General features: G+C 44.1%; 17 protein-coding genes and 1 other annotated feature. Of the genes, 13 read left to right on the forward strand and 4 right to left on the reverse strand.

All coding sequences use genetic code 11. The annotated features are described in order from the left end of the window. Positions 1-280: 280 nt before the first annotated feature. The 4 genes from mnmL (at position 281) to DYB02_RS03580 (ending at position 6,064) form a co-directional block, all read left to right on the forward strand. Entirely contained in the window at positions 281-1,240 is a 960-nt protein-coding gene (gene mnmL / locus DYB02_RS03565) for a tRNA modification radical SAM protein MnmL/YtqA (protein WP_005480839.1), read from the forward strand. Positions 1,241-1,274: 34 nt separating this feature from the next. Continuing rightward, positions 1,275-3,020 (forward strand): sensor domain-containing diguanylate cyclase, encoded by a 1,746-nt coding sequence (locus DYB02_RS03570; RefSeq protein WP_005455892.1) that lies wholly within the window; start codon positions 1,275-1,277, stop codon positions 3,018-3,020. 226 nt (positions 3,021-3,246) lie between these two features. Beyond that, positions 3,247-5,598 carry an aerobic respiration two-component sensor histidine kinase ArcB gene (gene arcB, locus DYB02_RS03575; RefSeq protein ID WP_017449171.1) on the forward strand — a complete coding sequence of 784 codons (2,352 nt, stop codon included), beginning with the start codon at positions 3,247-3,249 and terminating at the stop codon, positions 5,596-5,598. Position 5,599: 1 nt separating this feature from the next. Beyond that, positions 5,600-6,064: a hypothetical protein gene (locus DYB02_RS03580; protein WP_015296247.1), complete on the forward strand. Its 465-nt coding sequence runs from the start codon at positions 5,600-5,602 to the stop codon at positions 6,062-6,064. 67 nt (positions 6,065-6,131) lie between these two features. On the opposite strand, the gene arcA is transcribed toward DYB02_RS03580, so the two are convergent. Continuing rightward, a complete protein-coding gene (gene arcA / locus DYB02_RS03585; RefSeq protein ID WP_005479585.1) occupies positions 6,132-6,848 on the reverse strand; it encodes a two-component system response regulator ArcA in 717 nt (238 codons plus the stop codon). A gap of 360 nt (positions 6,849-7,208) precedes the next feature. Between arcA and DYB02_RS03595 the strand changes: the two genes are divergently transcribed. Both DYB02_RS03595 and DYB02_RS03600 read left to right on the forward strand, forming a co-directional pair. Beyond that, the gene (locus DYB02_RS03595) at positions 7,209-7,616 is read left to right on the forward strand and encodes a DUF3293 domain-containing protein (RefSeq protein WP_025630098.1); all 408 of its coding nucleotides are present in this window, start codon (positions 7,209-7,211) and stop codon (positions 7,614-7,616) included. Positions 7,617-7,669: 53 nt separating this feature from the next. Continuing rightward, positions 7,670-8,152, forward strand: a complete 483-nt coding sequence (locus DYB02_RS03600) for a putative 4-hydroxy-4-methyl-2-oxoglutarate aldolase (protein WP_005460676.1) — start codon at positions 7,670-7,672, stop codon at positions 8,150-8,152. Here the strand turns inward: DYB02_RS03600 and DYB02_RS03605 are convergent. Beyond that, positions 8,149-8,619: a hypothetical protein gene (locus tag DYB02_RS03605; protein ID WP_029806019.1), complete on the reverse strand. Its 471-nt coding sequence runs from the start codon at positions 8,617-8,619 to the stop codon at positions 8,149-8,151. The two genes, DYB02_RS03600 and DYB02_RS03605, sit on opposite strands and share 4 nt — an antisense overlap. Before the next feature lie 439 nt (positions 8,620-9,058). Then, positions 9,059-9,178 (forward strand) — a sequence feature (Thr leader region). 54 nt (positions 9,179-9,232) lie between these two features. Between DYB02_RS03605 and thrA the strand changes: the two genes are divergently transcribed. Genes thrA through thrC form a run of 3 tightly spaced genes read left to right on the forward strand, consistent with a single transcriptional unit; the run spans position 9,233 to position 13,946 of the window. After that, positions 9,233-11,692, forward strand: coding sequence for a bifunctional aspartate kinase/homoserine dehydrogenase I (gene thrA / locus DYB02_RS03610; protein ID WP_029806017.1), 2,460 nt, complete (start codon positions 9,233-9,235; stop codon positions 11,690-11,692). A gap of 20 nt (positions 11,693-11,712) precedes the next feature. Then, positions 11,713-12,669, forward strand: a complete 957-nt coding sequence (thrB, locus tag DYB02_RS03615; RefSeq protein ID WP_005479586.1) for a homoserine kinase — start codon at positions 11,713-11,715, stop codon at positions 12,667-12,669. Continuing rightward, positions 12,666-13,946, forward strand: a complete 1,281-nt coding sequence (gene thrC / locus DYB02_RS03620) for a threonine synthase (protein WP_029806016.1) — start codon at positions 12,666-12,668, stop codon at positions 13,944-13,946. Before thrB ends, thrC begins: the two co-directional genes overlap by 4 nt. 138 nt (positions 13,947-14,084) lie before the next feature. Here thrC and grcA read toward each other — a convergent pair whose 3' ends face one another. Beyond that, complete coding sequence (grcA, locus tag DYB02_RS03625; protein ID WP_005459053.1) at positions 14,085-14,462, reverse strand: autonomous glycyl radical cofactor GrcA; 378 nt, start codon at positions 14,460-14,462, stop codon at positions 14,085-14,087. Positions 14,463-14,788: 326 nt separating this feature from the next. Between grcA and nfo the strand changes: the two genes are divergently transcribed. From nfo to DYB02_RS03645, 3 genes are all read left to right on the forward strand, one after another. Beyond that, positions 14,789-15,676 (forward strand): deoxyribonuclease IV, encoded by an 888-nt coding sequence (gene nfo, locus DYB02_RS03630; protein ID WP_029846976.1) that lies wholly within the window; start codon positions 14,789-14,791, stop codon positions 15,674-15,676. A 299-nt stretch (positions 15,677-15,975) separates the two neighbouring features. Then, a complete protein-coding gene (gene ung, locus DYB02_RS03640; RefSeq protein ID WP_025638635.1) occupies positions 15,976-16,656 on the forward strand; it encodes a uracil-DNA glycosylase in 681 nt (226 codons plus the stop codon). Between the two features lie 112 nt (positions 16,657-16,768). Next, a complete protein-coding gene (locus DYB02_RS03645; RefSeq protein WP_005459058.1) occupies positions 16,769-17,320 on the forward strand; it encodes a hemerythrin domain-containing protein in 552 nt (183 codons plus the stop codon). Between the two features lie 230 nt (positions 17,321-17,550). Here DYB02_RS03645 and DYB02_RS03650 read toward each other — a convergent pair whose 3' ends face one another. Next, positions 17,551-17,736: a DUF3545 family protein gene (locus tag DYB02_RS03650; RefSeq protein ID WP_005459060.1), complete on the reverse strand. Its 186-nt coding sequence runs from the start codon at positions 17,734-17,736 to the stop codon at positions 17,551-17,553. Between the two features lie 721 nt (positions 17,737-18,457). Between DYB02_RS03650 and DYB02_RS03655 the strand changes: the two genes are divergently transcribed. After that, on the forward strand, positions 18,458-19,891 hold the full coding sequence (locus tag DYB02_RS03655) for an alanine/glycine:cation symporter family protein (RefSeq protein WP_005459389.1): 1,434 nt from the start codon (positions 18,458-18,460) through the stop codon (positions 19,889-19,891). Positions 19,892-19,910 lie beyond the last annotated feature (19 nt).

Consider the following 19,910-nt stretch of genomic DNA (forward strand, 5'->3'; position numbering starts at 1 on the left):
CAAAAAATGCGGGGTTGTGTAAGTATCCTACAATTTTGTTACTTCGGATTGCAATGAAAAGTCGCCTCTGTGACCCAATTTTTTCGTTTAAATATGCACTTTTAGTTTAACATTTACGCAACATGACGCTTTTTTATCTGTATTTATGCAAGTTTATTGATTTCACACCGATTGGGCGTTGTTTGAATTGAGTAATATTGTTTGTTTTTTCTTGCAGGGATGTAATTTAGTTACATAAATCGTAGTGAGATTTATTACGGTTTACTATTGGTGAGAATCTATGCAGTTACATGAGTTGGTCAATACACTAGGCCAAGATCTTCAGCGTCGTTACGGCGAAAAAGTCCATAAGCTGACTTTACATGGTGGCTTTAGTTGCCCAAACCGCGACGGCACGATTGGCCGAGGTGGTTGTACATTTTGTAATGTGGCTTCGTTTGCTGACGAAGAAGTACAAATCAAAAGTATTCATGAACAGTTGAAAGATCGTGCTGGGGAAATCCATCGAGCGAAGAAATATCTGGCGTATTTTCAGGCTTACACCAGTACTTATGCAGAAGTACAAGTACTGAAAAATATGTATGAAGAAGCGCTCAAAGCTGCTGATATTGTGGGTTTGTGTGTGGGAACTCGCCCAGACTGTGTGCCTGACTCGGTATTGGATTTGCTGTCAGATTATGTAAACCAAGGTTATGAAATTTGGCTCGAGCTAGGTCTTCAAACTGCAAATAACGATACGCTCAAACGCATCAACCGCGGACATGATTTTGAATGTTATGCGGAGATCACTCAGCGAGCTCGAGCCTTAGGGATCAAAGTTTGTACTCATTTGATTGTTGGATTACCGAAAGAAACCCGCGACGATAATATTGAAACGCTGCAAAAAGTGTTGGCCGTGGGCACTGATGGCATCAAGTTACATGGCCTGCATATTGTGGAAGGCAGTACGATGGCGAAAGCTTGGAGAGCTGGTAGATTAGAAGCTCCTGGATTGGAAGAATATGTTGCGATTGCCAGTGAAATGATTCGTATGACGCCCGCTGATGTTGTGTTTCATCGTGTCTCTTCCGCAGCTCGTCGTCCAACGTTGTTGTCCCCGCTTTGGTGTGAAAACCGTTGGTTAGCCATGACTGAAATTGGTCGCGCATTAAATAAAGATGGCGCTCAAGGCAGTTTAATAGGAAAGCCTTTTATCTACACGAAGCCGGAATTAAAAGCAGATTGCTCAATAAATAACTGATATATTTTTAGCAGTTTGCTTTATAGGTGGAAAAATGGATCAGTTACTTAATTGGCTTTGGAATGGGCAGGAGAGTTATGGATATATTGTCCTGCTATCGATAGTCAGTGCGATTGCGATAGCACTTATCTACTTTCGTTTCCAAAACGCACTTAAGCAGCTTATTACTGATTCGCCTTATCCAGTGCTGGTGCTAGATGCCAGCCATGGACAAATCCTACTTTCGAATCAAGCAGCGATGCAGTTGCTTGGCATTCGCTCACTGGGTACAGGCTTTTTGTACCCAGCTTTGTTTGAGCTTCACAAACTTTCTTCGTTGCTAGATAGTTTTTCCAGTCGCTATTTCCGTCACCAAGTCTTTGATTGGCGTTTATCTGAAAACGAATCTATTAAGGTTGAATTGTCCGGCCGAAAGAGTTTGCTACGTGGTCATCGTGTTTGGATCATGTACGCGCAACCTTATCAAGTCACTTTACAAGAGCAGCAGCAAGAGTTGGCGCAGTTAGAGATGGCTCGCTCAGCGCTAGATTCGCTGTCCGAGTTGATCTGCTTGCAAGATTGCCAAGGTAACTTATTGACGACGAATCGTGCCTTTGACCAGTTTTGGGAGGGGCGACGAGAAGAAGCCATCACTGCAACGGCGAGCCGAGTCGCTACCCGTAAAAGTGAACGAAAATGGACGACGGACACGCAAGGTCGCAGCTGCTTGCTTGAAGTGAATTTAAGCTCATTAGTATCGCCAAGTGGTGAGCTACTCGGAACGTTGTCTATTAGTCACGATGTGACGGAGTGGCATAAGATTCAGCAAAACTTACGTGATGAAATGGAACGTCGTAAAGACACTGAAGTCGCCTTGGCTCAACGTGACACCATTCTTCAAACAATCTTAGATGCAAGCCCTGACTCTATCGGTATTTTTAATGAGAATATGGTGTACCAAGCGTGCAATAAGCCATTTGTAAACGCTTTAGGTATATCTGAAGTTTCTGATTTGATTGGTAAGCGTCTTCAAGATGTCATTCCCGTTGAAATGTACACGCGGTTGGAAACGAGCGACCTACATGCTCTACGACAAGCGGAACCGGTAAGGTATATCGATAAGGTCGTGAGTAGTGATGGCCATATTACGTGGTTTGATGTGGTGAAATCGCCGTTTAAAGACAAGGCATCGGGTACGAATGGCGTTCTTATCATGGCGCGTGATATTTCAGAGCGTTATCTCGCCGAGCAAAAACTTGAACAAGCGAACCTTGAACTTGAGAAATTGAGTTTTATGGACAGCTTGACGCAAGTGGCGAATAGACGCCGATTTGATGAACGTCTTCATGTACTTTGGTATCACCACATTCGTGAAAAATTGCCTTTGACTATCATGTTGTGCGACATCGACTTCTTTAAAGATTACAACGACTGTTACGGACACCAACAAGGCGACGAGGCGTTGATTCGTGTCGCGGCGGTCTTCAAGCAAGTGGTCAACCGTTCTTCAGACTGCGTGGCTCGATACGGTGGTGAAGAATTTGGTTTTATCTTACCAAACACGACAACAGAAGGCGCAGAGCAAGTCGCTCAACGCATTCATCAACAAATTAGACAGCTTGATATGGAGCACGGTAGTTCGGAAGCTTCAGAGCACCTCAGTGTGAGTATCGGCTTTGTTTCTTACGTTCCTCAGCATGGTGATGAACCTGAAATGGGCATCGCTATGGCCGACAGTGCGCTATACCAGGCCAAAGCTGATGGCCGTAATCGCACCTGCATCCACCCTAGCTCCTTCTAGCGCTTTGTGACCGCTTGCTCTAAGTTGATAGCAAGCGGTTTAAATCACCGTATTAAACACGTTAAACTGCTTATACCTTGTGTTCTCGTCTGTGATCTCATGGTTCTCGCCAGTTCATCAAGGTGAATGCCTCAAAATCAAACAGACCTAAATTGCGTTAGGCCTTGTACATCTGCCCGTTTTCAATATGTCGGGTTGATAGTTTGCTTGTGCCATGGAGTAGTGAATGAAGCCCATGAAAAATCTCGCCCAGTACTATGTAGACTTACTGGTGAAACTAGGGATTGTCCGTTTTTCAATTTTGTTAGCCCTAGCGCTGGTGGCACTTGCTGTCGTCGTACAAGTTGGTATCACTTTGGCTCTCAAAGGGCGCGTCGATGATATCGACATCGTACGTTCCGTTTTCTTTGGTTTGTTAATCACGCCTTGGGCCGTTTACTTCCTATCTGTGGTGGTTGATCAGTTAGAAGAGTCTCGTCAACGATTGACTAAGCTGGTTTCTAAATTGAAAGACATGCGTTCACGCGACCAAGAACTGAACTTCCAACTACAGCAGAATATCGAAAAGCTCAATCTAGAGATTGAAGAGCGGATTAAAGCGGAAGAAGCGCGTGAAGAGGCGATGCAGGATCTAGAGAATGAGGTTTTCCAGCGTGAGCGAACGCAATTAGAGTTAGCAGAGCGTACCGCTTTGTTACGTTCATTCATCGATGCGTCACCTGATTTGATTTATTACCGTAATGCCGATGGCGTCTTCTCTGGTTGTAACCGAGCGATGGAAGAGTTAACGGGCAAGAAAGAGCATCAACTTGTCGGTTTGAGCCCGTGGGATGTCTACAGTAAAGAAATTGCGCAACCAATCGTAGATACCGACCAAAAAGTCTTTAGCGACAACCAAGCGATCACTTACGAGCAATGGTTGGAATACCCTGATGGGCGAAAACACTATTTTGAATTGCGCAAAGTACCATTTTATAGCAAAGACGGTCGCCACTTAGGATTGGTTGGTTTTGGGCGAGATATTACTGAGCGTAAGCGTCATGAAGAATCTCTAGAAAAAGCCAGCCGAGATAAAACGACGTTTATCTCCACAATTAGCCATGAACTTCGCACACCGTTAAACGGTATTGTTGGCCTGAGTCGAATGTTGCTTGATAGCCCGCTGACGGAAGAGCAGCGTAAGCACATGCAGACGATCAACGTGAGTGCGATTACGTTGGGGAATATCTTCAATGACATCATCGATATGGACAAATTCGACCGTCGCAAGCTTGAGCTGTTACCTGCGCCATTGAACTTTGAAGACTTTGTCGCCGAGATAGAGAGTATTTCGGCGCTCATGGCGGAACAAAAAGGACTGCGTTTCGACTTAGAACGTTTGAGTGACCTACCAAAAGCGATCGAGGTGGATGCGACCCGTTTACGTCAGGTGATTTGGAACCTAGTCAGCAACGCGATGAAGTTCACCAAAGAAGGTGGCGTTGTGATGACAGTCAGCGCTGATGTCGAAGAAGACTTCGCGACTATCATTATGGAAGTCGAAGACACTGGCATCGGTATTCCTGAAGCTGAACTGGATAAGATTTTTGCTATGTATTATCAAGTTAAGTCGGGCAAAGACAACTTGCATGCAGTAGGTACAGGTATTGGGTTAGCGGTTTCGAAACAGCTGATCAATATGATGGATGGGGACATTACGGTCACAAGTGAAGAAGGCTTTGGTAGTACTTTTACTGTGTCGATTCACGTTCCTATTGTTGAACTCGAAGAGCCGGTAATCGATGCGAAGCGCGACAATGTGCATCTCAACATCTTTATGGTTGAAGACATTGAACTTAACGTGACGGTGGCTAAGTCGCTGCTAGAAAGTTTGGGGCATTCCGTGACGGTCGCGATGACTGGGGAAGAAGCGTTAGTCAACTTTGTGCCGGATCAATACGACCTTGCGCTGTTGGACATTCAACTGCCAGACATGACAGGGTTTGATGTGGCGAAGTACTACCGTGAGCATTATGACCACTTGCCTCCGTTGGTGGCGTTAACGGCGAACGTGATGAAAGATCGTCGAGAGTACTTAGAAAATGGAATGGATGACGCAATCAGTAAACCATTAGCTGTGCATGCTATTCAGTCAGTGATAGATAAGTTCTTTGTTGATCGAGTCGATAAACCCGCGGTGATTGTTAAGCCTGAAGTCAAGGAAGAAGCGGCGCCTTCTCCTGTGATTGAGACACATCTACTGGATCTAGATATGCTAGAGTCTTATGTGGATATTGTCGGCGTTAAACCCGTGTACGACAGCATCAAGATGTTTGAAGACATGATGCCAGATTACATTGAGGTATTAGACTCAAACATGACCGCAAAAGATCAGGATGGCATTGTTTCTGAAGCGCATAAAATCAAAGGTGCGGCGGGCTCTATTGGTCTTAAACGTATCCAAAGCGTTGCTCAAAAAGCGCAATCCCCGGATATGCCGGCATGGTGGGAAAATATTTCTGACTGGGTCGAAGAGATAAAGAATGAATACCAAAACGATATTCAGGTACTCAAAAGTTGGTTAGATCAAAGGAAATAACATGAAGAAACTTGCACCCGTAGCCTTACTTATTGCATCGCTCGTAGGTTGTAGTTCTGTTCCTCAAGTGAACTGGCAACAAGGCAGCCAAATTACGATGAATCAGGTGAATGTTGAACTAAAGAGCAATCTTTGGGTGAACTTAATGCCTGCGATTGAGGAAGAACCTGTGCAAGACGTTCAAGAGTTGAGTATTCAAGGTGCTTTGTATCTGGAAGGCGACAAACAGCTGCCTGCGAATTTGACTGCTGAGGCTCTGATTATAAAGCAGGGTACTACCGAGTGGATGATTGATGGTGGGGACTTGGAAACTCGCACTCACAGCGAAAATCAGTGGGAAGTGACGTTTACTTGGCAAGTTGAAGCCGATACAGATAAATCCGTCGATTTGGCGTTGCTGCTTGATGATGCGGGTAAACAACGTTGGCTTGTTGAAAAGCACGTGAAGATAAACAAGGTTTATTAGTTTCTTTCCCGCATAGAAAAAGGGCTTGCTCCAATGAGCAAGCCCTTCGTATTTCTAGCAGACTGAATTAGTCTTCTAAGTCACCACAGAAGCGGTAGCCTTCACCGTGGATAGTCGCGATGATTTCTGGCGTACCAGATACTGATTCGAAGTGTTTACGAATACGGCGAATCGTTACGTCGACAGTACGGTCATGTGGTTTAAGCTCACGTCCAGTCATCTTCTTAAGAAGATCTGCACGTGTTTGGATCTTACCTGGGTTCTCACAGAAGTGCAGAAGTGCACGGAATTCAGAACGAGGCAGCTTGTAGCTATCGCCAGCTGGGCTCACTAGTGAGCGGCTGTTAATATCTAGCACCCAACCGTTGAATTCGTATTTTTCTACTGAGCGCTTTTCTTCTTGAACTGCGTTAGTGCTCATTGAGCGGCTTAGCAGGTTGCGCGCACGAATAGTCAATTCACGTGGGTTGAATGGTTTTGTGATGTAGTCATCAGCACCAATTTCAAGACCTAGGATCTTGTCTACTTCATTGTCGCGGCCTGTTAGGAACATCAGAGCGATGTTCGCTTGCTCACGTAGTTCACGTGCTAACAGTAAACCATTCTTGCCTGGAAGATTAATGTCCATAATGACCAAGTTGATAGAGTTGTCAGACAACACTTGGTGCATCTCTTCACCGTCACTGGCTTCAAAAACAGCGTATCCCTCTGCTTCAAAAATACTCTTAAGAGTGTTACGAGTTACTTGCTCATCTTCTACGATAAGAATCTGCGGGGTTTGCATTGGCGGTACCTAAATTTGTGACAAAATTGTGCTAATAGAATAAATTCTAGGCAAAAATATAACATACAGGTAATGTGATTTTGATAATAAATCAAGTTGATCAAAAAAACACTTCTTTCAGCTATCCGCCTTCCTTGGAATTTTGCCAACTCACCAGTATCCAATGGCGACGTTTATTCTATAGGGCTTGTTTACCTTTCAGTTCCTTGCTTTGCAGGGCGTGAAACGTAAACACCCTAAGATATGGAGCGGATTTTATATTGTTAACAGCATGCTAACAATGCTCAAATGTTAATTCCATTCAGTTTGTTGATTTACATCAATTGATGAAATGTAACTGTTATTAATCGTTTAAGAGTTATGATAGAAAAAAGTAATACGAACATAGATGTATCGTTATGGAATGCTTATTCAGAATCTTTTTTTCATTTTGAGGCTGAATGGCATACGTCAAATTATGCGGTGATAACTGCTTGGAACCCCTACAGTAATTTGCGGTCAAAGAAAGAGAACTGCATAAGTAATCAAGAGTTAGAAAAACAACTTAAACACGCGAATTACGTGCTCGTTAACGTAGGTGATCGCAGTTTTGAATGGTGTGAAGAGAGTTTTGCGGCGGATATATCATTAGAAGAGGCTGTGCGATTGGCAAAAGTGTTTCAACAAAATGCCATTTACTATGTGATAGATGGTGATCTTTACTTAGTTGCGTGCGCGGCACCGAGCAAAAAACATTGGCTAGGAAAAATTAACGACAGGCTCGTATAACAGGATATCTCTCGTTGGGGTTGTGCCCGAGCGAGCAAATTCACGGAGGAAATATGAGAGACATAACACCAGATATTTGTGACCAATTTGAAGACCAAGTGACGTTGCTAAATTTACCACTACAGAACTTTGGTCAACGTACCGCCTTTCATGGCGAAATTGTCACAGTGCGTTGCTATCACGATAATTCTAAAGTACGTGAAGTTCTAGAACAGGATGGCACTGGCAAAGTCTTGATTGTTGATGGACACGGTTCCTGCCAAAAAGCGCTGCTTGGTGATCAGCTGGCGATACTCGGTATCGAAAATGGTTGGGAAGGTATCATCGTGTACGGAGCGGTGCGTGATGTGGCACAAATGTCGCAAATGGACATAGGAGTGCAAGCGCTGGGTACATGTCCGTTTAAAACGGAAAAGCGTGGTGTGGGTGAAGTCAACGTGACGTTAACGATGCTGAACCAAATTGTTCAACCAAAGCATCATGTTTATGCCGATTGGAATGGGGTGTTGATTTCAAAAGAAGCACTCGATTTTTAGAATCGGAAACCTAAACCTACCTCAAAGCCTTGTTGCCAATCTTGGTAATCTAACGTCGCGTGAATGTCTAACTTATCGGTAATTTTCACGCGGCTAGAAAGTTCAGCAGCGAGGCTACTGTCTTCGGTTTGAATGCCGTTGCTATTCTCAGATTTGTAAGATCTTACGGTACTTTTTACGGTGACACGATCATTTAAGTGGTAGCTGATCCCGCTGAGAAAGCCGCTTTGGTTTTGAGTCGGAGAGTTATTGACTCGCGCACCTACATAAAGGTCAACAGAATCAAAAAGTTCATAGGCGTAGCCACCATCAATATTCCATACATCAAAGCTGTCGGTTTGGTAACTTTCGCTTGAGATAAACAGTTTGTGAGGAGACGCGCTTGTTTTCCCTGGAAGGGGAGGGAGATCGTTAGCAAAAGAAACGCCAGACACTAAAAACAGTAACAGAAAAAGCCATTTTTTCATGTCCACCACTCCTTGTGTCTAACTTTTTTATTAGTATTTGCTAAAAGCTTCTCACTATTAAAGCATAGAATATGAAAGCCAACACATCTATTTTCTAAATAATTCGATCCTAGGAACATTGATCACAGTTAAGTTGTTGTTAACTAGAAACAACACCGTCCAAATGTTTGATCTTGCGCTTTATGAGAAAGATCCGCTTACCTATAGCTCCTAATCACCCTTCGTTTAATGGCATTAACTCCTGAAGTTAGAAAACAAGGATGTTTTTCTTAAAATCAAGCGTAAGTAATTACACTTATATATCAATGACATTACGCAGAATAAACCTCTGGAAGACTGGAAAATAAACAATTTTTTGTTGACTCTGAATAGGAAACTCGGTAAACGTAGATATAAGCAAACACGATTAACGTTGAATATTTATTTATGCCATCTAACAGCCTAGTAGTAATGACCACGACCATTATTATTACCGACACGACAAATGTTGGGGCAGGCTGCTGAGCGAAAGAAATTCACAAAAAAGGCCTGTATCCAACAAGATACAGGCCTTTTTTTATGCGTTTTTAGACAGAATTTAGACAAAAATTAAGAAAATACATCGGAGGAAGGGATGCGAGTATTGAAGTTTGGCGGTTCATCACTAGCGGATGCAGATCGCTTTTTAAGAGCGGCAGATATCATTGCCAATAACGCTCAACAAGAAGAAGTGGCCGTTGTACTTTCGGCTCCGGGTAAAACGACGAACAAGTTAGTAGCAGTCATTGAAGGTGCACTTCGTAATGGTGAAGCTGAGCTGCAAATCAATGAGTTGGAAGAGTCGTTTAAAACGCTTTTTGCTGATATCCAAGCGGTATTGCCTAACCTAGAAGGTGCGGCGTTCGATAACCAAGTTAAAACCTCTCTTTCTCAACTGCGTCAGTTTGTGCACGGCATTAACTTACTTGGTATGTGTCCAAACAACGTCAATGCTCGCATCATCAGTAAAGGTGAGCGAGTTTCGATTCAATTGATGAAGGCGGTACTGGAAGCCAAAGGGCAAAAAGCGAACCTCATTGATCCTGTTGAATATCTGTATGCGAAAGGCGATCACCTAGAAGCCATGGTGGATGTTGATGTATCGACACAGAACATCCGTCAAAATCCTCTTCCTAAAGATCATGTGAACATCATGCCGGGCTTTACTGCGGGTAATGAAAAAGGCGAATTGGTGACGCTGGGTCGTAACGGTTCTGACTATTCAGCGGCAGTATTAGCGGCTTGTTTACGTGCTGATTGTTGTGAAATCTGGACGGACGTGGATGGCGTTTACAACTGCGATCCTCGATTGGTTGAAGATGCACGACTGCTTAAGTCACTCAGCTATCAAGAAGCAATGGAGCTTTCTTACTTCGGTGCATCCGTTCTGCATCCGAAGACCATTGCTCCTATCGCGCAATTCCACATTCCATGTCTGATCAAAAACAGCTTTAACCCTCAAGGCGCGGGTACGCTTATCGGCCAAGATACTGGAGAAGATAATCTTGCGATCAAAGGTATTACAACGCTTAACGACCTAACCATGGTTAACGTATCAGGCCCAGGTATGAAGGGGATGGTAGGCATGGCGAGCCGAGTATTTGGTGCGATGTCTTCTGCTGGTGTCTCTATTGTATTAATTACTCAATCATCGTCTGAGTACAGCATCAGCTTCTGTATCGAGGCCGATGATAAGCTGAAAGCTCAACAAGTTTTGGCGGATGCGTTTGAGCTTGAACTAAAAGACGGTCTATTGGAACCGGTTGATTTTATCGATGATGTTTCTATCGTTACCTTGGTTGGTGACGGCATGCGTACATCTCGTGGTGTTGCTTCACGTTTCTTCTCTTCTCTTGCGGAAGTGAACGTCAATATCGTCGCGATTGCGCAGGGTTCTTCAGAGCGTGCTATCTCTGCGGTAATTCCGGAAGACAAAATTTCTGAGGCGATCAAAGCGTGTCACGAAAACCTATTTAACTCGAAATACTTCCTCGATGTGTTTGTTGTTGGTGTTGGCGGTGTTGGCGGTGAGCTGGTGGATCAGATCCAACGTCAACAATCCAAACTGGCGGAAAAAGGTATCGTGATTCGAGTGTGTGGTTTAGCAAATAGCAAAGGCTTGCTACTCGACAGTGAAGGCTTACCACTAGAGCACTGGCGCGACCGCATGTCAGCGGCAACAGAAGAATTCAGTTTAGCTCGTTTAATCGCGTTGGTTCAGCGCAATCACATCATCAACCCTGTACTTGTGGATTGTACGTCTAGTGAAGACATTGCAAATCAATATGCAGACTTTCTAGCAGCAGGTTTTCACGTGGTCACACCAAACAAAAAAGCAAACACAGCAAGCATGGCGTACTACCATCAGCTTCGAGATGTCGCTCGTAGCTCGCGTCGCAAGTTGATGTACGAAACAACCGTAGGGGCAGGCCTACCGGTTATCGAAAACTTACAAAACCTGATTGCAGCAGGCGATGAACTTGAACGATTTAGTGGCATTTTGTCAGGTTCACTGTCTTACATCTTCGGTAAACTTGACGAGGGTATGAGCCTGAGCGAAGCGACGAATATTGCGAAAGAAAATGGCTTCACTGAGCCAGATCCTCGTGATGACCTTTCTGGTATGGATGTTGCGCGTAAGCTGCTCATCCTAGCTCGCGAAGCAGGTATGTCATTAGAGCTTGAAGATGTGGTCGTTGACCAAGCGCTACCACCAGGCTTTGATGATTCAGGCAGTGTTGATGAATTTATGGCTCGTTTGCCAGAAGCGGACGCGTACTTCAAAGAGTTATCTGCGAAAGCGGCAGAAGAAGGCAAAGTGCTACGTTATGTTGGTGAAATTAATGATGGCAAGTGCACAGTGAGCATGGCCGCTGTCGATGAAAATGATCCAATGTTCAAAATTAAAGACGGTGAAAACGCGTTGGCGTTTTATAGTCGCTACTACCAGCCAATTCCTTTGGTGCTGCGTGGTTACGGTGCCGGTACAGAAGTGACGGCAGCAGGCGTATTCTCGGATGTAATGCGTACTTTAGGTTGGAAACTAGGGGTATAACAAGAATGAGTTCAAGTGATATGGGCGTGGTGGTTTATGCCCCAGCTTCAATTGGTAATGTTAGCGTAGGTTTTGACGTGCTGGGGGCGGCAGTGTCCCCAGTTGACGGCACTTTGTTGGGTGACCGAGTTCAAGTAAAAGCAGGGACTGAGCCGTTCAGTCTAAACACTGCTGGGCACTTTGTTTCGAAGTTACCAACCGATCCAAAAGAGAACATCGTTTACGATTGTTGGGTGGTGTTTGCTCGTGAACTGGACAAAAAAGGCATTGAGCTAAAACCACTTGAAATGACGCTAGAGAAAAACATGCCTATTGGTTCTGGTTTGGGCTCAAGTGCTTGTTCTATTGTGGCAGCGTTAGACGCGCTAAACCGATTCCACGACCAGCCTTTGAATGAAACGGAATTGCTGGCTTTAATGGGTGAAATGGAAGGTAAAATTTCGGGTGGTATTCACTACGACAATGTTGCTCCATGTTACCTTGGTGGTGTCCAGTTGATGCTTGAAGAGCTAGGCATCATCAGCCAAGAAGTCCCTTGCTTTGACGAGTGGTATTGGGTGATGGCGTATCCGGGCATTAAAGTGTCGACGGCTGAAGCGCGTGAAATCCTACCATCTCAATATCGTCGACAAGATATCATTGCCCATGGCCGTCACCTTGCGGGCTTTATTCATGCATGTCACTCTGGTCAGCCAGAGCTTGCTGCAAAAATGATCAAAGACGTGATCGCAGAACCGTATCGTGAGAAACTGCTTCCGGGCTTTGCGAATGCGCGTCAGTACGCAGCATCAGCAGGCGCGTTAGCAACTGGTATTTCTGGCAGTGGTCCGACACTGTTCAGTATTTGCAAACAGAAAGATGTCGCTGAGCGAGTTGCTCGCTGGCTAGAACAAAATTACGTACAAAACGAAGAAGGATTCGTCCATGTTTGTCGTTTAGATAAGCAGGGTTCGAAAGTAACAGGAAGTGAGCTATGAAGCTTTACAATATAAAAGAAAATGATGAACAAGTTTCCTTTGGCCAAGCCGTTCGCCAAGGATTAGGTCGTAATCAAGGCCTATTTTTCCCATCGGAATTACCAAAACTTGAAGACGTTGATGCGTTGCTAGCAGAAGATTTTGTTTCTCGTAGCACCAAGATTCTATCAGCACTGATTGGTGATGAACTGGCGGAAGAGCAAGTTAACGCAATGGTTGATGCTGCATTCCAATTCCCAGCACCAATCAACCAAGTAAAAGAAGGCGTTTACGCGCTAGAACTTTTCCATGGCCCGACGTTAGCATTTAAAGATTTCGGTGGCCGCTTCATGGCGCAATCCCTTGCGGCAGTTTCTAATGGCGGCAAGATCACCATTTTGACCGCAACGTCAGGCGATACTGGCGCAGCTGTTGCGCATGCTTTCTACGGAATGGAAGACATTAATGTTGTGATTCTTTACCCGAAAGGCAAGATCAGCCCGCTCCAAGAGAAGCTGTTTTGTACACTAGGTAAAAACATCCACACTGTAGCAATCAATGGTGATTTCGATTCATGTCAAGCATTGGTGAAACAAGCGTTTGATGATGCGGAGCTGCGTGAAGAGATCGGTCTGAACTCTGCAAACTCAATCAACATCAGCCGCTTGATGGCACAAATCTGTTACTACTTTGAAGCTGCGGCGCAAATGAGTAAGCAAGAGCGTGAAAACCTCGTGGTTTCTGTACCAAGCGGTAACTTTGGTAACCTAACAGCAGGTCTATTAGCAAAAGCGCTAGGTTTACCTATCAAACGTTTTATTGCTGCTACCAACGCGAATGACACGGTGCCTCGTTACCTCGAAACGGGCAAATGGGAGCCAAAACCAACGGTTGCAACCACTTCAAATGCGATGGACGTGAGCCAACCGAACAACTGGCCGCGTATCGAAGAGCTGTGCCGTGTGAAAGAGTGGGGCCTAGAGATACTAGGTAAAGGCGCAGTTTCTGATGAACAAAGCGCACAATCAGTAAAAGACTTGTACGCATTAGGCTACCTATGTGAGCCACACGGTGCGATTGCTTACCGCGTATTGGAAGAGCAACTGCAAGAAGGTGAAACGGGTCTGTTCTTGTGTACTGCGCACCCAGCGAAGTTCAAAGAGGTTGTAGATGATATTCTTCAGACGGATATCGAATTGCCTGCACCACTAGCTAAACATGCTGCGATGGAGTTGTTGTCTGAAGATCTTGATGCGGATTTTGATGCACTAAAAACAGTATTACGCCGCGTTCAGTAACCAAAACTGAATATGCGATAAAAGGTGGGGCATTGTCTCCGCCTTTTTGTTTTTATAGGGCTGGTCTCGGGCAGAAATCGAATATAAAAAACGGCGCTCATTGAGCGCCGTTTTTAAAACTTACTTGAGCGTACTCTATTATAGAGTCTCAGTGAATGTACGAGCGATAACATCACGTTGTTGTTCTGGCGTTAGCGAGTTGAAGCGTACTGCGTAACCAGAAACACGGATTGTTAGCTGTGGGTATTTTTCTGGGTGAGCAACTGCATCTTCTAGCGTTTCACGTTTAAGAACGTTCACGTTTAGGTGTTGACCACCTTCGATGCGAGGTGCAGTTTCGATAGCTACTTCGCGGCTTTCGTATTCACCTAGGTCGCTGATTGCGATAACTTGGTCTGCTTCGTAACCAGTTGCTGCAGCAACACAACGTGCTTCATTCTTCTCGCTATCTAGTAGCCAGATTGAGTTTAGTAGTTCGTCGTTTGCTGCTTTAGTAATTTGGATACCTTGGATCATCACTATCTCCTAGACCACTTACGTGGTGATTATTGGTGTTAATTTTCGAATTTTTGTTGAGCTGAGTATTATATAGCTAATATCCACTATTTTAATATTGATTTAAGTCAAAAAACAACCAAAAACATTATTTTTATTAAGGTGATTTTGTTGAGATAAATCAATAAAACCTTTGAAAACATACTAATTACAATTTATTTGATAATATAAAAAATATTTAATAAATCAATTTGTTGTAAATTTACTACAAATTGAGGTTAAAATTTAAACTGATTAACGCAACTATCTGTATTTGGGTAGCGATACTGAAAGTCTAAAGTGATTAAATGACAAACATGAAAAACAAGTTTGGTAATAAACTCATTGGTGCACATGTCTCTGCTGCTGGTGGGGTCGATCAAGCGCCGTTGAGAGCTCGCGAAATTGGCGCGAATGCATTCGCACTATTTACAAAAAACCAACGGCAGTGGGTGGCGAAGCCTTTAGAAGTAAAAACCATCAGTGCATTTAAAGCGAACTGTAAAATGCTGGGTTTCAGCGCAGAACATATTCTCCCGCACGACTCATACCTGATTAACTTAGGTGCTCCAGAAGTGGACAAGTTGGATAAGTCACGCGCTGCGTTCATCGATGAAATGGAGCGTTGTAATCAGTTGGGACTGACTTTGCTTAACTTCCACCCGGGTAGTCACCTAAAGAAAGTCTCTGAACAGGAATGCTTGGCAACGATTGCTGAGTCGATCAACTTAGCACACAAAACTGTACCGGATGTGGTAGCGGTGATTGAGAATACTGCTGGACAGGGCACAAATCTTGGCTGGAAGTTTGAGCACTTAGCTGAAATCATCGAGCAAGTGGAAGATAAAGATCGTGTTGGTGTTTGTATTGATACCTGCCACACCTTTACGGCTGGTTATGACTTGCGTACAAAAGAAGATTGCGAACGCACTTTTGCTGAATTTGACCGTATTGTGGGTATGCACTATTTGCGAGCAATGCATCTAAATGATTCAAAAGTAGAGTTTGCTAGCAAAGTGGATCGTCACCATTCTTTAGGTAAAGGAGAGATCGGGTGGGATTGTTTCGAGTACATTGCGAAAGACTCTCGTTTTGATGGTATCCCTCTGATTTTAGAAACAATTGATCCGGACATCTGGCAGCAAGAGATCAACATACTGCGCCAGTTTCATTTAGCCGCTATTAACAACCAATAATGTAATCGCAAAGTTGGCACCTTTCTTTCTTAGTCGCTTAAGTCAATTTGAATTAAGAAAGAAGGATGCCACTATGTCTCGACCACTCTCTTTTGCTCCCTATGCTTACAGTCGCCGCGTACTGCGTCTGCCGATGCCTAATCGCCACATTACTGGGCAAGGTCATTTTAGAACGCCGCAGAAGCATTAGCCTTTTATTACTGTCCTCAAGTATTGCTGCTCTCAAGTTCGTGGTAAGTTTTTGTTTGTTTGGGTTTCGCTCGTTAGAATAGAAGCAAAATTTAGGACAGGAACTTTCCATGAATCAGTCACCCACTTGGCACGATGTGATCGGCGAAGAGAAAAAGCAGAGCTACTTTGTAGACACGTTGAATTTTGTTGAAGCAGAACGAGCAGCAGGCAAAGCGATTTATCCGCCAGCAAAAGATGTTTTTAACGCATTTCGTTTCACGGAGTTTAACGATGTGAAAGTGGTGATCTTAGGACAAGACCCATACCACGGTCCAAATCAGGCGCATGGTTTGTGCTTCTCAGTGCTTCCTGGAATCAAAACGCCACCGTCGCTCGTGAACATGTATAAAGAATTGGCTCAAGATATCGAAGGATTCCAGATCCCTCAGCACGGATTCTTGCAAAGCTGGGCAGAGCAAGGCGTATTGTTGCTCAATACGGTTTTGACGGTTGAGCAAGGCAAAGCGCACTCACACTCTAAAACAGGGTGGGAAGCATTCACAGACCGAGTGATTGAAGCGATAAACCAGCATCAGCATGGGGTCGTGTTCCTTTTATGGGGTTCTCACGCTCAGAAGAAAGGACGTTTCATCGACCGCTCGAAGCACCATGTATTAGCCGCGCCGCATCCATCGCCATTGTCTGCTCATCGAGGATTCTTGGGTTGTAAGCATTTCTCCCAAGCAAACCAATTACTTGCCTCGCAAGGAAAAGAGCCAATCAACTGGCATTTACCGTTAACGGTATAAAAGAAGAGACAGCGATCATGGTGCTATGATCGCTGTTTTTTTGAGCACGCTCGAAGCTGGTAGCGAATTTCTCATGTACACTTATTGAAAGTAGGTGTTAAGGAGAGACGCTATGATGATCGAAAGAATTCGACGCGAACACGGCTACATGGTTCGCCTGCTGGCTATATTGCGCCATAAACTCAACGAAATTAAAGAAGAAAACGCCATTAATTACTCGCTAGTAAGCGAGATTGTTGATTACCTCTCAAACCATTCGGAAAAAATTCATCATCCGAAAGAAGATATTCTCTACCATCATTTCCTCAAGCATTACGGTAAGCAACAAACCATGGAAAACTTGGAGAAAGAGCACCAAGAGCTTGCCGAGAAGACCAAAGAGTTTTCGATGCTCATTGAGATGATTTTGCAAGATGCGGTTGTTCCTCAAGATATCTTTATTGCTCAGCTAGAAGATTTCATTGAGTCGCAAAAGCGTCACCTTGAGCTCGAAGAGAGAAAAATCCTGCCATTAATTGAAGAGCTTTTTACTACTGAAGACTGGCAACACGTTGAAAGTCTGTGGACCGAGAGCGAAGACGACCCTGTATTTGGTGACACGATTGCGGATCGCTACAAACAGCTTGCCGAGCGCGTTCGTCAAAGCGATATGGAGTTTGTTTAACTCACTCAAAGCCCGAGTATCTATAAATCTTGCTCGGGTTTATTTGTGGTAATTCTTATTCTTTGAGAATTGAATGGAAATTCAACATAACCAATTCTCGATAAAAAGAACGGCTAATTCTCATTGACTAAGAATTCCGTCCACGTAAACATTTAGATGTAGAGAATCAGAACATGTAACCCTACTCTATACAAAAACAAAAGGCACCGTTAGGGTGCCTTTTGTTCAAATTAGAGTTTGATGTCGTCTAAGCTGTAGTCGTTGCAAACATCAAGTTCACGTAGTTCTTTAAGTAAGTTACGTCTGTCGTTCATCTCTTCTATTTCACGCCACTTTCTTTTTACTGGTTTAGCGCGAGATCTTGTTGTTGAGGTAGTATCCAGATTGAAAATCTCATCTAGTTGAAAGCCTTCCATAAGCCACCTTTACCCTTCTTTATCTAAACTGTTGTAACCAGTCCTTGTGGAGTTTTTTAAGTACCACAATAGGTGTGAGAATAACCATGATATATTTCGCATTTGTGTCGGTAACATGACAGTTTCGTGCAAAAGTTCTCTCAAAATCACATTTTGCTTCGTGAATAATTGAATAAAAAGTGTACAAACGAGAAAGGGGAAACGATTAAATGAAGAGATTTTCAATGTTAATTTGATGCGTTCAATTAGAGTACTAAGCAAAGGTTGAAGTTGCATAAAATGTGTTTGATGAAATAGTGTTCGATTACCTCTCTGGCGGCAAAGATAAATTTATGTAACACCTTGTGAATACTAGCTTGGTTCGTTTTTTATGGAGTGCTGTTCTATTAATTTCGGTGTAATTATTTATGTTGGATGTTGGTAATTGAAATGTTGCGCATTTGGGGTGTTAAGTCCTCTTTTTATGTTATTTTTTGGTGACTTTATAGTGAAAAATAACAATATTATTGTAATGGTTGCATATTGATTTTTGCGTTCCTAGGTTGCATTATCCGCCCGTCAAAAAATACGCTGGTACGTAAAATGGATGCATGAAGCGACGTTTACGATTCTAGATTGCGCATAAACATTACTCAAAAAGCTAAGCACACTTTGACACTTAGCAGGCAATCTGGTGGATGGCTCGGACGCACAGACTGGCGCAACTCACTTTGAGGTACACATGACAGACTTAATCAATTTGATGAACGACCTCCTTTGGGGTTCGATTCTGGTTTATCTTCTTGTAGGTGTAGGAATCTACTTCACCGTTCGATTGGGATTCATCCAATTCCGCCACTTCGGCCACATGTTCTCTGTTCTTAAGAACAGCCGTAAAGCAGACAAAGCTGGTATTTCTTCTTTCCAAGCGCTTTGTACTAGTCTTGCTGCACGTGTAGGTACTGGTAACATGGCGGGTGTTGCAGTTGCATTGACTGCGGGTGGCCCTGGCGCGATCTTCTGGATGTGGCTGATCGCAATGCTTGGTATGGCAACGTCGTTTGCAGAGAGTACTCTGGCGCAGCTATACAAAACCAAAGATGATGATGGCAACTACCGTGGTGGTCCTGCTTACTACATGGAAAAAGGCTTGGGCATGCGTTGGATGGGCGTGTTGTTCTCTGTTTTCCTAATTATCGCTTTTGGTTTGGTATTCAACGCCGTACAAGCGAACTCAATTGCAAACGCAATGAGCAACGCATTTGGTTGGAATGACCTATACGTTGGTATTGCTGTTGTTGCACTTTCAGCTGTAGTTATCTTCGGTGGTATCAAGCGTATCGCGAAAGTAGCTGAGCTGATCGTTCCTATCATGGCACTGCTATACCTAGTACTAGCATTGTTCGTTGTATTCTCAAACCTAGAGAAACTACCAGATGTATTGATGCTGATCTTCAAGAGCGCATTCGGTCTGCAAGAAGCTGCAGCGGGTGGTCTTGGTTATGCGATTGCACAAGCAATGATCAACGGTATCAAACGTGGTCTATTCTCGAACGAAGCGGGTATGGGTTCTGCGCCTAACGCGGCAGCGTCGGCAACGCCTTACCCACCGCACCCAGCATCTCAAGGTTACGTTCAGATGCTAGGCGTGTTCATGGATACGATTGTTATCTGTTCTGCAACAGTAGCGATTATCCTGATGTCGGGCGAGTATGTAGGTCAAGCAACGGAAGTTACTGGTATTGAGCTAACTCAGCGTGCATTGAGCTCGCAAGTGGGTGATTGGGGCGGCATCTTTGTTGCGGTTGCAATCTTCTTCTTCGCGTTTACTTCAATCATCGCGAACTACTCTTACGCAGAAACGAACCTGATCTTCTTGGAGCACAACCATAAAGCTGGTCTAAGCATCTTCCGCGTTGTGGTTCTGGGCATGGTAATGTTTGGTGCGCTAGCGTCTCTTCCTGTGGTTTGGTCGTTGGCTGACGTTTCGATGGGTCTGATGGCGATTGTTAACTTGGTAGCGATTCTGTTGCTATCGGGCATCGTGATCAAACTGGCGAAAGACTACAACCGCCAGCTAGGCGAAGGTAAAGTACCAACGTTCGATGCGAACGATTTCCCTGAGCTTAAGTCTCAGCTAGAAGACGGTATTTGGGACAACACTAAGAAAGACTAAGTGTTCTCCTATCGTTAAA

The organism is Vibrio parahaemolyticus (assembly GCF_900460535.1).
GTDB classification, from domain to species: Bacteria; Pseudomonadota; Gammaproteobacteria; order Enterobacterales; family Vibrionaceae; genus Vibrio; species Vibrio parahaemolyticus.

Bases quoted from the DNA above. Each gene is read 5' to 3' on its own strand.
- DYB02_RS03580 (WP_015296247.1), top strand. From the start codon at position 5,600: ATGAAGAAACTTGCACCCGTAGCCTTACTTATTGCATCGCTCGTAGGT.
- DYB02_RS03605 (WP_029806019.1), bottom strand. From the start codon at position 8,619: ATGAAAAAATGGCTTTTTCTGTTACTGTTTTTAGTGTCTGGCGTTTCT.
- DYB02_RS03570 (WP_005455892.1), top strand. From the start codon at position 1,275: ATGGATCAGTTACTTAATTGGCTTTGGAATGGGCAGGAGAGTTATGGA.
- DYB02_RS03650 (WP_005459060.1), bottom strand. From the start codon at position 17,736: ATGGAAGGCTTTCAACTAGATGAGATTTTCAATCTGGATACTACCTCA.
- thrB (WP_005479586.1), top strand. From the start codon at position 11,713: ATGGGCGTGGTGGTTTATGCCCCAGCTTCAATTGGTAATGTTAGCGTA.
- DYB02_RS03655 (WP_005459389.1), top strand. From the start codon at position 18,458: ATGACAGACTTAATCAATTTGATGAACGACCTCCTTTGGGGTTCGATT.
- mnmL (WP_005480839.1), top strand. From the start codon at position 281: ATGCAGTTACATGAGTTGGTCAATACACTAGGCCAAGATCTTCAGCGT.
- arcB (WP_017449171.1), top strand. From the start codon at position 3,247: ATGAAGCCCATGAAAAATCTCGCCCAGTACTATGTAGACTTACTGGTG.
- arcA (WP_005479585.1), bottom strand. From the start codon at position 6,848: ATGCAAACCCCGCAGATTCTTATCGTAGAAGATGAGCAAGTAACTCGT.
- DYB02_RS03645 (WP_005459058.1), top strand. From the start codon at position 16,769: ATGATGATCGAAAGAATTCGACGCGAACACGGCTACATGGTTCGCCTG.
- DYB02_RS03595 (WP_025630098.1), top strand. From the start codon at position 7,209: ATGATAGAAAAAAGTAATACGAACATAGATGTATCGTTATGGAATGCT.
- DYB02_RS03600 (WP_005460676.1), top strand. From the start codon at position 7,670: ATGAGAGACATAACACCAGATATTTGTGACCAATTTGAAGACCAAGTG.
- grcA (WP_005459053.1), bottom strand. From the start codon at position 14,462: ATGATCCAAGGTATCCAAATTACTAAAGCAGCAAACGACGAACTACTA.
- thrA (WP_029806017.1), top strand. From the start codon at position 9,233: ATGCGAGTATTGAAGTTTGGCGGTTCATCACTAGCGGATGCAGATCGC.
- ung (WP_025638635.1), top strand. From the start codon at position 15,976: ATGAATCAGTCACCCACTTGGCACGATGTGATCGGCGAAGAGAAAAAG.
- thrC (WP_029806016.1), top strand. From the start codon at position 12,666: ATGAAGCTTTACAATATAAAAGAAAATGATGAACAAGTTTCCTTTGGC.
- nfo (WP_029846976.1), top strand. From the start codon at position 14,789: ATGACAAACATGAAAAACAAGTTTGGTAATAAACTCATTGGTGCACAT.